A 13,144-nucleotide genomic window follows, 5' to 3' on the forward strand; every position below is an offset into this window, starting at 1 on the left:
GGTTCCTCCGGACTCAGGGGGCGTCATCGGGCCCGGCCGGGGACAGCGGCAGCCGCGCGGCGACCCGGAACCCCCCGTCCGGCAGCGGCCCGGCGTCCAGTGAGCCGCCCGTCAACCGTACGCGCTCCCGCATCCCGACCAGACCGTGGCCCGTTCCCGCCGACTCCAGCGGCGAAACCGGCTGCTCCGGCGGTCCGTTGACGACGAGCACCGTCAACTGCCCGCCGTCCGAGGTGACCGAGACCCGCGTCCGTGCCCCCGGCGCGTGCCGGACCACGTTCGCCAGCGCCTCTTGAACGATCCGGTACGCAGACAAGTCAACGGCCGGCGGTACGTCACCCACGTCGGCGGCCAGCGACAGTTCGGCGGGAAGCCCCGCGCGTACCGTCGCCTCCACCAGCTGCTGCAAGCGGTCGATCCCCGGCTGCGGGGCCCGCTCGCCCTCCACGCCGTCACCGCGCAGCACCACCAGCAGCCGCCGCATCTCGGCCAGCGACTCCCGCGCGCTCGCCGCGATCGTCCCGAACTCCTCGCGCGCCTCGTCCGACAGCTCGGCGAGCCGGTAGGGCGCGGAGTCCGCCTGGACGGTGATTACGGACATGTGGTGGGCGACCACGTCGTGCAGCTCCCGGGCGATCCGTGCCCGCTCCTCCAGCAGTGTCCGCCGGGCGCGCTCCGCCTCGCTGACGGTCTCCTGCTCGGCGAGCCGGCGCTGCGCGACGCGCCGTTCCCGTACGGCCGCGCCGATCACCAGCACCACGGCCGCAAACAGGGGCAGCAGCAGCGCGGAGCCGTTGCTGCGGTCCGCGCGGACCAGGTGCAGGATGAGACTCGCCGCCCCGGTCGCCAGCCAGACCGCGACGAGCACCCGCCGGGACCTGCGCAGGGCCAGCGCGAGGAGCAGGAAGAGACAGGCGATGAGCGGTGCGGGCGGCCACGGCCACACGTCGTACTCGCGGGCCGGCTGCCCCAGCAGCACCAGCGCGCCCGCGATGTCCGCCGGGAAGACGATCCACCAGGCCCACAGCGGCCGGTGCGCGATCAGCAGCAGGGGCCCGGTCTGGGTGACGGCGAGCGTGGTGGCGGCCGCACCGCCGAGCCCGTACTGATCGAGGAGATTGGCCAGGGTGACGGGGAGGAAGAGCGCCGTCAGCAGGACGGCGGCGGTCTGCGGGAGGAATCTCGTCCAACGCCGCGAACCGGTGGTGTGCGCGGGGGCGGAAGCGGGTATCGGCTCGCTCATCTCGGGCGGCTGCCGGGCGCCGGTTACAGCTCGGCCAGGAGCTGCGCCTTCTTGGCGCTGAACTCCTCGTCGGTCACCAGGCCCGCCCGGTGCAGCTCCCCGAGGTGGTGGATGCGCTCCGCGATGTCCGCCGGATCGCGCCGGGCCGCGGCGGTGAGGGAAGCGGCCGCCGGGGGCGCGGACTGCTTCCTGCGTACGGATTCGAGGACGGCCGCCGCGAAGGGCAGCGACTCGTGGACCGGGCCGTAGCCGAGCCCGAAGATCACCGCCGCGGGGTCCTGGTCGGCCCGGGCGGGCCGGGGTATCACCGGCTGCACGCCCGTGGCCGTCCCGCCCGTCGCGGGACCGGCGAGCCCTCCGGAGGCGTGGCCCACGGCGTCCGCGCCCTTGGGCAGCAGCCGCAGATAGCCCTCCAGGCCCTCCGGCGAGCGCCACTCGACCCCGCACAGATCCGTGACCGGGAACGTCTGGTCGCCGGCCTTCCACTTCTCCGAGGAGGCGCCCGTCCAGAACCAGCGGAAGGAGATCCGCTCACCGTCGAAGCCGGCCCGCCCGTCGTACGCCTTGAACTGCATCGGGGCCTCGGGGGCCGCGACCAGGAAACGGTCGGCGGGCTCGCCCGCGTCCGCGCCGATACACGCCCGCAGCTCGTCCGCGTAGTACTCGGCGAGGGTCTCGCGGGCGGCGGGGAGCACCAGCCGGTACGGGTCGCAGCCGTCCTTGAGCTGCCCGGCGGCGGCTTCGAGGAGCGGGTCGGCCCCGGGGCGCGGGACGGCACGCAGCACCACCGTGCCCCGCCTGCCCGGGGTCAGCGTCACCGACGACAGTGCCGCGTGCGGGACGCGGCGCTCACGGAGGCTCTGGAGGAGTCTCGGCGTGCGGATACCCCGTTCGTAGCGGATGAGCACGGAGTCGGCGTCGAACTCCCAGGTGGCATGAATTCCGGCCAGCACATCACCCATGCGCCTCATCGTATGCGGCACTTGCCCGCCCCGTCCCCTCTCGGAGTCGACCGCTTCCGGAGGCCGGAGGCGGTGTCTCTACGCGCGTCAGGCTGTCGAGTCGGCGTACACCCCGTCGTTGCAGGTGCTGTCGGCCGGTGCGCAGCTCACCGATGCGTATGCGCCAACTCCGATCGCGGCGAAGTTGTCCAGGCTCTCGGTGCCCGGTTCGAAGTAGCCGCTGTGACCGACCGCGCCGTCCGCCGAGACGACCCGGGCCCCGAAGCCGTGGTCCACCGGGTCCGCGCCGTGCCCGAGGCCCCCGAACTCCAGGTTCGGCACGTCCGCGATCCAGTCGCCGCTGTCCCGCATCGCCCACACGCGCGCCCGGGTGTGCAGCTGACCGGCGTTGTCCGCCCGCATCCCGGGGCTGCCGGCCACCGCGATGTCCTCGACCCGGCGGGGCAGAGTGTCCGCGGCGACCCCGCACAGGACGGAGCCGTAGCTGTGGCAGAACAGCGAGACGGGCGCCGGTCCCGGGAGGGCCCGGACGAGCGCGTCGAGCCGGACCGCCCCGCGCTCGGCGAGGTTGCCCAGGGCGGCGTCCATGCCGATGCCGACGGGCGTGGTGTAGTCGGCCCAGGCGATGACGGCGGTGCGCACCCCGGGGCTCGCGGCGCGCTCGGCGGCGTACAGCGACTTGGCCATGCCGACGGGCGCGGCGTTGGTCTTGGGCCCGGTGCGTTCCAGGGTCAGCAGATTCGTGTCGACGCCGGGCACGACGAGCGAGATGCGCCGCGCCCGGTCCAGGTCGCCGAAGACCTCGGCGGCGAGCCCGCGCCCCGACGGGTCGAAGGCCAGGAAGTGGCGGTCCCGGGCGAGCATCGACCGGAACCGGTCCAGGCGGTGCTGGGCCTCGGCGCGGCCGGACGCGGAGAGTCTGGTGTCGTGGACGCGTTTGCGCTCGACCGCGCTCGCCTGCCCGATCGCCCGCCGGTTCGCGCGGTAACGAGTGGTGACCGGGGCGCCGTTGAGGTTCCCCACGACGAGTGGGTACCGGTCGGCGAGGTGTGCGCGCTGCGCCGGTGTCAGCGTGGCGAAGAAGTGCGCCAGCTTGTACGGCGGGGTGTCGGCGTCCGGCAGCGGCTGTCCCGCTATCGACCCCTTGGCCCAGGCGGCCAGCGCGAGCGCGCGGGAGTCGCCGGAGCGCTGGTGGTGCACGGCGGTCCAGCCGGTCGTCGCGAGCATCACGAAGACGACCGCGACGGCGAGCAGGGCGCGCCAGGCGGTGAGCGTGGGGGAGGAGTCGAAGGAAGTCACTCCGGACCACCCTAGGAGACGGGTGGAGCCGGTTCGGGAGCAGGGTGACGTACATCACCCGACTGTGCGGAAGGACACGGTGATTGCCTCACCCTGCGTACGGCCTTGCGGCACGCTCCGCGCCTTTCGCGTCAACTCTGTGCGGGGCGTCACCTTTCGGGGTGGACCTGGCCTCCAACCCTTCCGATTACTCTCCGTAACGGCGCAGGGTGGATGCCGGGAGATCCACACCGGGAGATCCGCACCGGTGGACGACCCACATCAGCAGTGCCATCACGGCAGTTCCGTCACACGGGGGTTCAACTCGCATGCGCCAGACCGTCGCCGCGGCCTTCCTGGCCGTCACCGCCCTGTTCCTGCTCGCGCCCACCGGGGCCACCGCGCCCGCCGAGGCCGCCTCGCCCGTCCGGCTCGGGGACTGCGCGAGCGGGCAGCTCTGCCTCTGGGCGAAGCCCGACTTCACCGGCGCCCGGCAGACCCATGAGCTGTCCACCATCGACATCGAGAGCTGCGTCCCGCTGACACCCGGCACCACCGCCCAGGCCCTGGCCAACCGCACCGGCCGGCCCGTCACCACCTACCAGTCCGCCGAGTGCCAGGAGACCGGCGAGTTCGAGACGTACCCGGGCGGGGGCACCTGGCTGCCCCGCTCGCCGTACCAGGTGCGCGCCTTCAAGGTGTGGGAGAACTGACCGGGCCCGGACGCGCCGCGGGGCGGCGAAACCCATCCCGGGTCCCGCCGCCCCGCACCGGGCGAGTCTCCGCGCCCGCGTTACGCGTCGCCGCCCGCGGCCCCCGGATCGGCCGAGGCCACGTCCAGCAGGTCGTAGCGGTCGACCGCCGTCTTCAGCGCCGACCGGTCGACCTTCCCCTCCTTCGCCAGCTCGGTGAGCACCCCGAGCACGATCGACTGCGCGTCGATGTGGAAGTACCGCCGCGCCGCGCCCCGGGTGTCCGCGAACCCGAAACCGTCCGCGCCCAGCGACTGGTAGGTGCCGGGCACCCAGCGGGCGATCTGGTCGGGCACGGACCGCATCCAGTCCGACACCGCCACGAACGGCCCCTGCGCCCCGGACAGCTTGCGCGTCACGTACGGCACGCGCTGCTCCTCCTCCGGGTGGAGCAGGTTGTACCGCTCCACGTCCACAGCCTCGCGCCGCAGCTCGTTCCAGGAGGTCGCCGACCAGACGTCCGCCTTCACGTTCCACTCGTCCGCGAGGATGCGCTGCGCCTCGACCGCCCACGGCACCGCCACACCGGACGCCAGGATCTGGGCCGGGATCTCGCCCTTCTCCCCGCTGCTGTAGCGGTAGACGCCCTTCAGGATGCCCTCGACGTCGACGTCGGCGGGCTCCGCCGGGTGCTGGATCGGCTCGTTGTAGACGGTCAGGTAGTAGAAGACGTCCTCGTTCTCCTCGGGCGTCCCGCCGTACATCCGGCGCAGACCGTCCTGCACGATGTGCGCGATCTCGTACCCGAACGCCGGGTCGTAGGCCACGCAGGCCGGGTTGGTCGACGCCAGCAGCTGGGAGTGCCCGTCGGCGTGCTGGAGCCCCTCGCCGGTCAGCGTCGTCCGGCCGGCCGTCGCGCCCAGCACGAAGCCGCGCGCCAGCTGGTCGGCCATCTGCCAGAACTGGTCACCGGTGCGCTGGAAGCCGAACATCGAGTAGAAGACGTACACCGGGATCAGCGGCTCGCCGTGCGTCGCGTAGGCGGAGCCCGCGGCGACCAGCGAGGCCGTGCAGCCCGCCTCCGAGATGCCGTCGTGCAGCATCTGCCCGGTCGGCGACTCCTTGTACGCGAGCAGCAGATCGCGGTCCACCGACTCGTACTGCTGCCCGAGCGGGTTGTAGATCTTCGCGCTCGGGAAGAAGGCGTCCATGCCGAACGTGCGGTACTCGTCGGGCGCGATCAGCACGAAGCGCTTGCCGATCTCCTTGTCCCGCATGAGGTCCTTCAGGATGCGGACGAACGCCATGGTGGTGGCGATCGACTGCTGGCCCGAGCCCTTCTTCGCCGCCGCGTACGTCTTGTCCTCGGGCAGCGGCAGGGGCTTCGCGCGCACCACGCGGGTCGGGACGTAACCGCCCAGGCCCTTGCGGCGGTCGTGCATGTACTGGATCTCCTCCGAGTCGCGGCCCGGGTGGTAGTACGGCGGGTTGCCGTCCTCCAGCTCCTTGTCCGCGATCGGGATGTGCAGCCGGTCCCGGAACCGCTTCAGGTCCTCGGCGGTGAGCTTCTTCATCTGGTGGGTCGCGTTGCGGCCCTCGAAGTTCGGCCCGAGGGTCCAGCCCTTGACCGTCTGCGCCAGGATCACCGTCGGCTGGCCCTTGTGGGCCTTGGCCGCCGCATAGGCCGCGTACACCTTGCGGTGGTCGTGACCGCCGCGCCCCAGGTGCAGGATCTGCTGGTCGGTCATGTCCTTGACCATCTCGCGCAGCCTCGGGTCGTCCCCGAAGAAGTGCTCCCGGATGTACGCGCCGGTCTCCGTCGCGTACGTCTGGAACTGCCCGTCCGGCGTCGTGTTCAGCTTGTTGACCAGGATGCCCGTGCGGTCCTGCGCCAGCAGCGGGTCCCAGGACCGGTCCCAGACCAGCTTGATCACGTTCCACCCGGCGCCCCGGAACTGGGACTCCAGCTCCTGGATGACCTTGCCGTTGCCGCGCACCGGGCCGTCGAGGCGCTGGAGGTTGCAGTTGACGACGAAGGTCAGGTTGTCCAGGCCCTCGCGGGCGGCGATGGACAGCTGGCCGAGCGACTCGGGCTCGTCCATCTCGCCGTCACCGAGATACGCCCACACATGCGAGTTCGACGTGTCGGCGAGGCCGCGCGCCTCCATGTAGCGGTTCATCCGCGCCTGGTAGATCGCGCCGAGCGGGCCGAGGCCCATCGACACCGTCGGGAACTCCCAGAAGTCCGGCATCAGCCGCGGGTGCGGATAGCTGGACAGCCCGTTCGGCGCCTTCGACTTCTCCTGGCGGAACGCGTCGAGCTGCGCCTCGCTCAGCCGGTCCAGCAGGAAGGCGCGGGCGTAGATCCCCGGCGAGGCGTGCCCCTGGAAGAAGATCTGGTCGCCGCCGAGACCGTCGTCCTTGCCGCGGAAGAAGTGGTTGAAGCCGACGTCGTACAACGAGGCCGAGGAGGCGAACGTCGCGATGTGACCGCCCACGCCGATCCCCGGACGCTGGGCGCGCGAGACCATCACGGCCGCGTTCCAGCGGGTCGCGTTGAGGACCTTGCGCTCGATCTCCTCGTCGCCGGGGAAGAACGGCTCGTCCTTCGTGGCGATCGTGTTGACGTAGTCCGTGCTGCGCATCTCCGGCACGGCGACGCGCTTCTCGCGCGCTCGCTCGATGAGCCGGAGCATGAGATAGCGGGCCCGCTCACGGCCTCGCTCGTCGACGGCGGCGTCGAGGGAGTCGAGCCATTCCTGGGTCTCTTCGGGATCAAAATCCGGGACCTGACTCGGAAGGCCGCCAATGATGATCGGGTTGCGATCGGATCCGGAAGCCACGCTGTTCCTTCGCTGTTCGGTGCTGCGCTTCGGGGCCTGTTACGGGAGTCCTGCCCCCGGACATGAGGTTGTGTACGCCATCCCCATCGTGTACCGCCGAAACGCGTACGTCATCTCTACCGAGAGGTAACCGCGAACGCGTCCCCGGCCCGGTTCCGCCGGGGCGGATGGACGGCCGCCGAATGGGTATCGGTGCAGGCAGAAGGTGTCGGACAGGATGGGGCAGGCGGGCTGAGAGGGGACGAAACGCAACCATACGCCCAAGGCGTGCAAGTGTTCCCAAAAGCTGCTCGGCTCCGAATGCCGGACCGAAACGGCATAAGCTGTCCAAGGACGTAGGACGCGACAGGAGTGGAGGAGGACGCGGGCCCTCGCAGTGAGGCTGCCTGAAGGACGGCGACGTGACAGGAAACGTCCCCGTTTAGGCGGTCTCGCACGCTGGGTACTTGCGCGATCCGCCGCTCCCGTGTGGACTACGGCCAACGCCCCGCGCACGCGCGTGGCTGAAGCATTTTCCGAAACATGATCAGGAGGCAACCCGTGAGCGCGACCGCGGACCACGCGGAGGAGCGGACCAACCCGGCGGCACGCCTGGGGTTCGAGCCCGGACAGGTGGTCCAGGAGATCGGCTACGACGACGACGTCGAGCTGGAGCTCCGTGAGGGCATTGAGGCCATTACCGGCCAGGATCTCGTCGACGAGGACTACGACGACATCGCTGACGTCGTCCTGCTGTGGTTCCGCGACGAGGACGGCGACCTTACGGACGCGCTGGTGGATGCCATTGGTCTGCTCGAGGACGGCGGCGTGGTCTGGCTGATGACGCCGAAGACCGGCCGCGACGGATACGTCGAGCCGAGCGACATCAATGAGGCCGCCCAGACCGCGGGGCTCGCCCAGACCAAGAGCGTCAACGCGGGCAAGGACTGGTCGGGAAGCCGTCTCGTCACGCCCAAAGCGGCCAAGGCCAAGCGCTGACCCCACCAACCCCTGAAGGCCCCCGACGGCATCGCGCCGGCCGGGGGCCTTCGTACATCCGCCTCGTGCATCCGCCTCAGTGCATCCGCTTCGTACATCCGTATCCCGGTTGCCCGCCGGCTTGATCCGCTCCCGCGCGGGAAGCTTTCCCGGGTGTCGCACGGGCGCCCGGGGGTCTGCGTAGGGTGGGGGTCACCCGGACAGCCCAGCCCGGTGACGTAGCGAAGGGACGCGTTTTCATGGCGATCGAGGTCGGCACCCAGGCCCCGGATTTCGAGCTGAAGGACAACCACGGCCGGACCGTGAAGCTCTCCGACTTCCGGGGCGAGAAGAACGTGGTGCTGCTGTTCTACCCGTTCGCCTTCACCGGCGTGTGCACGGGTGAGCTGTGCGCGCTCCGTGACGAGCTGCCCACGTTCGAGAACGACGACACGCAGCTGCTCGCCGTGTCCAACGACTCGATCCACACTCTGCGCGTCTTCGCCGAGCAGGAGGGCCTGGAGTACCCGCTGCTCTCCGACTTCTGGCCGCACGGCGAGACCTCGCGGGCCTACGGCGTCTTCGACGAGGAGAAGGGCTGCGCGGTGCGCGGCACCTTCATCATCGACAAGGAGGGCGTGGTGCGCTGGACGGTCGTCAACGGCCTGCCCGACGCACGCGACCTCAACGAGTACATCAAGGCGCTCGGCGCCCTCTGATCCGGCTCCGGGCGGATCGCGGGCCGAACCGGGGCGGAAAGCCTGTTTCGGCCGGGAACCGGTCACTAGGATCCACTCGTTGATCGGATGTCAACACGACGTGGAGGCGCCGGCACCGGCCGGCCCCCAAGAAACCAATGGGAGGACTCGTGGGAGTCAGCCTCAGCAAGGGCGGCAACGTCTCGCTGACCAAGGCCGCGCCCAACCTGACCGCGGTCATCGTGGGTCTCGGCTGGGACGCCCGTACCACCACCGGCGGGGACTTCGACCTCGACGCCAGTGCTCTGCTGACGAACGCCGAGGGCAAGGTCGCCAACGACGGCAACTTCGTCTTCTTCAACAACCTCAAGAGCCCCGACGGCTCCGTCGAGCACACCGGTGACAACCTCACCGGTGAGGGCGAGGGCGACGACGAGGTCATCAACGTCAACCTGGCCACGGTGCCGGCCGACGTCGACAAGATCGTCTTCCCGGTCTCGATCTACGAGGCCGAGACCCGCCAGCAGAGCTTCGGCCAGGTCCGCAACGCGTACATCCGCGTCGTCAACCAGGCCGACAACAGCGAGCTCGCGCGCTACGACCTCTCCGAGGACGCCTCGACCGAGACCGCCATGGTCTTCGGCGAGCTGTACCGCAACGGCGCGGAGTGGAAGTTCCGTGCCATCGGCCAGGGGTACGCCTCCGGTCTGCGCGGCATCGCGCAGGACTTCGGCGTCAACGTCTGACCTGCCCGGGGCCCCGGCCCCGGCACCAGCATCTCCGTCCGGCGCCGCACGACGTGCGGCGCCGGACGTCGCTCGACGGACAGTTCTTCCGGCCGTACGGGTTCGGCCGGGCGCTCCGTCCGGTACAAAGACGGTTCATAGACTCGGGGAGGACACACCATGGGCGTCACGCTCGCCAAGGGAGGCAATGTCTCCCTCTCCAAGGCCGCACCCAATCTCACCCAGGTGCTGGTCGGGCTCGGCTGGGACGCACGATCCACGACGGGGGCCGACTTCGACCTGGACGCCAGCGCGCTGCTGTGCCAGTCGGGCCGGGTCCTCGGAGACGAGTGGTTCGTGTTCTACAACAACCTCACGAGCCCCGACGGTTCCGTGGAGCACACCGGTGACAACCTCACGGGTGAGGGCGAGGGCGACGACGAGTCGATCATCGTGAACCTCACGCAGGTGCCGGCCCATTGCGACAAGATCGTCTTTCCGGTCTCGATTCACGAGGCCGACAATCGCGGTCAGACATTCGGCCAGGTCAGCAATGCGTTCATCCGCGTCGTCAATCAGGCCGACGGCCAGGAACTCGCGCGCTACGACCTCACCGAGGACGCCTCCACGGAGACCGCGATGATCTTCGGTGAGTTGTACCGCTACAACGGCGAGTGGAAGTTCCGTGCAGTTGGTCAGGGGTACGCATCGGGGCTCCGGGGCATCGCTCTAGACTTCGGGGTCAACGTTTCGTAAAGCCGCGCACGGCGCGGGGGAGCCCCGTGCACATCGGGGGAGACCCGTTACATACATGATGGGGTAGCCAGTGCTTCTGAAAACCTTCGGGTGGTCGTTCGCGATCACCGTGATCGGCCTTGTGGCCGCGTGGTTCTACGGGGGGTGGGAAGCCTTCGGCGTGGTGGCGATCCTTTCCGTCCTGGAGATCTCGCTGTCCTTCGACAACGCCGTTGTCAACGCCGGGATCCTGAAGAAGATGTCCGCCTTCTGGCAGAAGATCTTCCTCACCATCGGCGTGATCATCGCGGTCTTCGGTATGCGGCTGGTCTTCCCCGTCGTGATCGTCGCCATCACCGCCAGCCTGAACCCGATCGACGCCATCGATCTCTCGTTCAACGACCCGGACCGCTACAAGGAACTGGTCACGGACGCCCACCCGGCGATCGCCGCGTTCGGTGGCATGTTCCTGCTCATGATCTTCCTCGACTTCATCTTCGAGGACCGTGACATCCAGTGGCTCCGCTGGATCGAGCGCCCGCTGGCGAAGCTCGGCAAGGTCGACATGCTGTCGGTCTGCATCGCGCTCATCGTCCTGCTGATCTCCGCGATGACCGTCGCCACCCACGCCCACCAGCACGGCGGCGGACATGTCGACAAGGCCGAGACCGTCCTGCTCTCCGGTATCGCCGGTCTGATCACGTATCTCATCGTCGGCGGGCTCTCCGGCTACTTCGAGGACAAACTCGAAGAGGAGGAGGAACGCGAGCACGAGGCCGAGGAAGAGGCCAAGCGGAGCGGCAAGAAGGTCTCCGCGGTCGCCCTTTCCGGCAAGGCCGCCTTCTTCATGTTCCTCTACCTGGAAGTCCTCGACGCGTCCTTCTCGTTCGACGGCGTGATCGGCGCCTTCGCCATCACCAACGAGATCGTGCTCATGGCGCTCGGCCTCGGCATCGGCGCCATGTACGTCCGTTCGCTCACGGTCTACCTGGTCCGCCAGGGCACCCTGGACGACTACGTCTACCTGGAGCACGGCGCGCACTACGCGATCGGCGCGCTCGCCGCCATCCTGCTCGTCACGATCCAGTACGAGATCAACGAGATCATCACCGGTCTCGTCGGCGTCGTCCTGATCGCCTGGTCCTTCTGGTCCTCCGTCCGCCGAAACAAGGCGCTGGAGGCCGAGGAAGGCAAGAGCGAAGTGACCGCCGGGGTGTGACCCGGTAGGAATTGAGGGAACGCTCTTTGCGGGGCGGCTCGTACGGCAACGGCTCCGGGACAGACCCGGAGGCCGGCCCGGAGCCGCCCCGCAGTGGTGCGTGCGTCGTATGCGCCGCGTGCGACGGGTGAGGGACCGAGAGGGGCGGGGTCGGGGATGGCGTTCTGGAACAGCCTGTGGCCGGGGCGGGAGACACAGTTCGAGTCGGGCAGCGCGGCCACCAACTCCATCGTGCTCACCCGGCGGCACGCCACGGTCTCGCTGACCAAGCAGGGGGCGCTGAGCGGGAACCTCCGCGTCAACCTCTCCTGGCGCATGCGCACCTCGGACATCGGGGGCCGCTCCCGGCAGAGCGGCCGGCTGCTGCGCCCCTTCAAGCTCTTCCAGCCGGAGGCCGTCCAGGCGCACACCCAGGGGATGGTCAACGTCGACCTGGACCTCGGCTGCATGTACGAGCTGGCGGACGGCACCCGGGGCGTGGTGCAGCCCCTGGGTAATCTGCTCGGCGATCTGAACGGGCCGCCCTACATCAGGCTCAGCGGCGACGACCGCTTCGGCGCCCCCTCCGGCGAGACGCTGTACGTCAACCTTGATCAGCGCGAGCACATCAAGCGGCTGCTGTTCTTCGTCTACATCTACGACCAGACGCCCGCGTTCGACCGTACGCACGCCAAGGTGACGCTCTACCCCGGCAACGGGCCGCGCATCGAGATCGAGCTGGACGAGCGCGCCCCGCAGGCCCGCTCCTGCGCGGTGTTCACGGTGGAGAACATCAAGGACGAGCTGATCGTGCGCCGCGAGGTGAAGTTCGTCTACGGCTTCCAGTCCGAGCTGGACCGGATGTACGGCTTCGGCATGCAGTGGGGCCGTGGCTACAAGACCCGCACCTAGATGTCCTCAGGGCCGTATGAACTGCGGGCCCTGCGGGGGCAGCACGAAATTCGGGTCCGGAGCGGGCGCCGCCGCCGGAGCGGGCTGCGGATAGCCGTAGGCGGGCTGCGCGGAGGCCGGCTGGGGATAGCCGTACGCGGGCTGCGGCGCCGGGACCGCGGGCTGCGGATAGCCGTACGAGGGCTGCTGGTGCAGCACGGTCGCCTGCGAGTCCGGTACGGGGGCCGGGGCGGGCGGGACCGAGGGCGGCGCCGGGGCGGGCTGCTGGGGCTCCGGTTCCGCCTCGTCGACCGAGATGCCGAACGCGGTCGCGAGGCCGATGAGTCCCGTCGGGTAGCCCTGCCCCACCGCCCGGAACTTCCAGCCGTCGCCGCGCCGGTACAGCTCGCCGCAGATGATCGCGGTCTCCTCGCCGGTCTCGGCGCGCACGTCGAACACGGCGAGCGGTTCGCCGCCGGCCGCCGCGGCGTCGTAGACCAGGATGCGCAGATCGCGTACGGCTCCGAAGGCGGCCCCGTCCGAGGACGCGGCGATGACCACCTGGTCGACCGAGGGGTCGAGCGCGTTCAGGTCGGCCTCGATGGTGTCCGTCAGGCCCTCGGGCAGGCTGCGCTTGGGAAGCCGGCGTACCAGGCCCGACGGGTGGCGCGGCTGGTTGTAGAAGACGAAGTCCTCGTCCGAGCGCACGCGCCCGCCGGCGCCGATCAGCAGGGCCGAGGCGTCCACATCGGGCACCCCGGCGCCCGGCGTCCAGCGCAGCACGGCCCGTACGGCCATGGCGTCGAGAGGGACGTTCGAGCCTTTCACCATCGCGTGCGTCATGCCGGTCATCCTGCCTGCTGGCGGCCCGTGCGGACAACGCGGGGGGCGAGGTCCGTGTCCCGGGCGGCGGGCGCATTCG

The 13,144-nt window shown here is 69.9% G+C and carries 12 protein-coding genes; 7 read left to right on the forward strand and 5 right to left on the reverse strand.

Annotated features, from left to right (window positions below; all coding sequences use genetic code 11):
• Positions 1-13 precede the first annotated feature (13 nt).
• The 3 genes from NEH16_RS22160 to NEH16_RS22170 all read right to left on the reverse strand — a co-directional run bounded on the left by NEH16_RS22160 (position 14) and on the right by NEH16_RS22170 (position 3,504).
• Positions 14-1,243: a sensor histidine kinase gene (locus tag NEH16_RS22160; protein ID WP_265544522.1), complete on the reverse strand. Its 1,230-nt coding sequence runs from the start codon at positions 1,241-1,243 to the stop codon at positions 14-16.
• 23 nt (positions 1,244-1,266) lie between these two features.
• Positions 1,267-2,205, reverse strand: a complete 939-nt coding sequence (locus NEH16_RS22165) for a DUF4429 domain-containing protein (RefSeq protein WP_265544523.1) — start codon at positions 2,203-2,205, stop codon at positions 1,267-1,269.
• Between the two features lie 87 nt (positions 2,206-2,292).
• Complete coding sequence (locus NEH16_RS22170; protein ID WP_265544524.1) at positions 2,293-3,504, reverse strand: alpha/beta hydrolase; 1,212 nt, start codon at positions 3,502-3,504, stop codon at positions 2,293-2,295.
• Between the two features lie 308 nt (positions 3,505-3,812).
• Here NEH16_RS22170 and NEH16_RS22175 point away from each other — a divergent pair, with 308 nt between their 5' ends.
• Positions 3,813-4,196 carry a peptidase inhibitor family I36 protein gene (locus tag NEH16_RS22175; protein WP_265544526.1) on the forward strand — a complete coding sequence of 128 codons (384 nt, stop codon included), beginning with the start codon at positions 3,813-3,815 and terminating at the stop codon, positions 4,194-4,196.
• An 80-nt stretch (positions 4,197-4,276) separates the two neighbouring features.
• Here the strand turns inward: NEH16_RS22175 and aceE are convergent, their stop codons facing one another.
• A complete protein-coding gene (aceE, locus tag NEH16_RS22180; protein ID WP_073965331.1) occupies positions 4,277-7,018 on the reverse strand; it encodes a pyruvate dehydrogenase (acetyl-transferring), homodimeric type in 2,742 nt (913 codons plus the stop codon).
• Between the two features lie 540 nt (positions 7,019-7,558).
• Between aceE and NEH16_RS22185 the strand changes: the two genes are divergently transcribed.
• The 6 genes from NEH16_RS22185 (at position 7,559) to NEH16_RS22210 (ending at position 12,243) form a co-directional block, all read left to right on the forward strand.
• Positions 7,559-7,996, forward strand: a complete 438-nt coding sequence (locus NEH16_RS22185) for a DUF3052 domain-containing protein (RefSeq protein WP_018103344.1) — start codon at positions 7,559-7,561, stop codon at positions 7,994-7,996.
• Positions 7,997-8,235: 239 nt separating this feature from the next.
• A complete protein-coding gene (locus tag NEH16_RS22190) occupies positions 8,236-8,694 on the forward strand; it encodes a peroxiredoxin (RefSeq protein WP_018103345.1) in 459 nt (152 codons plus the stop codon).
• Between the two features lie 149 nt (positions 8,695-8,843).
• Positions 8,844-9,419 carry a TerD family protein gene (locus NEH16_RS22195; RefSeq protein ID WP_026171553.1) on the forward strand — a complete coding sequence of 192 codons (576 nt, stop codon included), beginning with the start codon at positions 8,844-8,846 and terminating at the stop codon, positions 9,417-9,419.
• Positions 9,420-9,578: 159 nt separating this feature from the next.
• Positions 9,579-10,154 (forward strand): TerD family protein, encoded by a 576-nt coding sequence (locus NEH16_RS22200; protein WP_018103347.1) that lies wholly within the window; start codon positions 9,579-9,581, stop codon positions 10,152-10,154.
• A 70-nt stretch (positions 10,155-10,224) separates the two neighbouring features.
• Positions 10,225-11,352 (forward strand): DUF475 domain-containing protein, encoded by a 1,128-nt coding sequence (locus NEH16_RS22205; protein WP_265544528.1) that lies wholly within the window; start codon positions 10,225-10,227, stop codon positions 11,350-11,352.
• A 156-nt stretch (positions 11,353-11,508) separates the two neighbouring features.
• A complete protein-coding gene (locus tag NEH16_RS22210; protein ID WP_073965333.1) occupies positions 11,509-12,243 on the forward strand; it encodes a TerD family protein in 735 nt (244 codons plus the stop codon).
• Positions 12,244-12,249: 6 nt separating this feature from the next.
• Here NEH16_RS22210 and NEH16_RS22215 read toward each other — a convergent pair whose 3' ends face one another.
• Entirely contained in the window at positions 12,250-13,065 is an 816-nt protein-coding gene (locus NEH16_RS22215) for a TerD family protein (RefSeq protein ID WP_073965334.1), read from the reverse strand.
• Between the last annotated feature and the right edge of the window lie 79 nt (positions 13,066-13,144).

This window comes from Streptomyces drozdowiczii (assembly GCF_026167665.1).
Taxonomy (GTDB): Bacteria; Actinomycetota; Actinomycetes; order Streptomycetales; family Streptomycetaceae; genus Streptomyces; species Streptomyces drozdowiczii_A.

Bases quoted from the DNA above. Each gene is read 5' to 3' on its own strand.
- NEH16_RS22165 (WP_265544523.1), bottom strand. From the start codon at position 2,205: ATGGGTGATGTGCTGGCCGGAATTCATGCCACCTGGGAGTTCGACGCC.
- NEH16_RS22200 (WP_018103347.1), top strand. From the start codon at position 9,579: ATGGGCGTCACGCTCGCCAAGGGAGGCAATGTCTCCCTCTCCAAGGCC.
- NEH16_RS22160 (WP_265544522.1), bottom strand. From the start codon at position 1,243: ATGAGCGAGCCGATACCCGCTTCCGCCCCCGCGCACACCACCGGTTCG.
- NEH16_RS22210 (WP_073965333.1), top strand. From the start codon at position 11,509: ATGGCGTTCTGGAACAGCCTGTGGCCGGGGCGGGAGACACAGTTCGAG.
- NEH16_RS22175 (WP_265544526.1), top strand. From the start codon at position 3,813: ATGCGCCAGACCGTCGCCGCGGCCTTCCTGGCCGTCACCGCCCTGTTC.
- NEH16_RS22215 (WP_073965334.1), bottom strand. From the start codon at position 13,065: ATGACGCACGCGATGGTGAAAGGCTCGAACGTCCCTCTCGACGCCATG.
- NEH16_RS22190 (WP_018103345.1), top strand. From the start codon at position 8,236: ATGGCGATCGAGGTCGGCACCCAGGCCCCGGATTTCGAGCTGAAGGAC.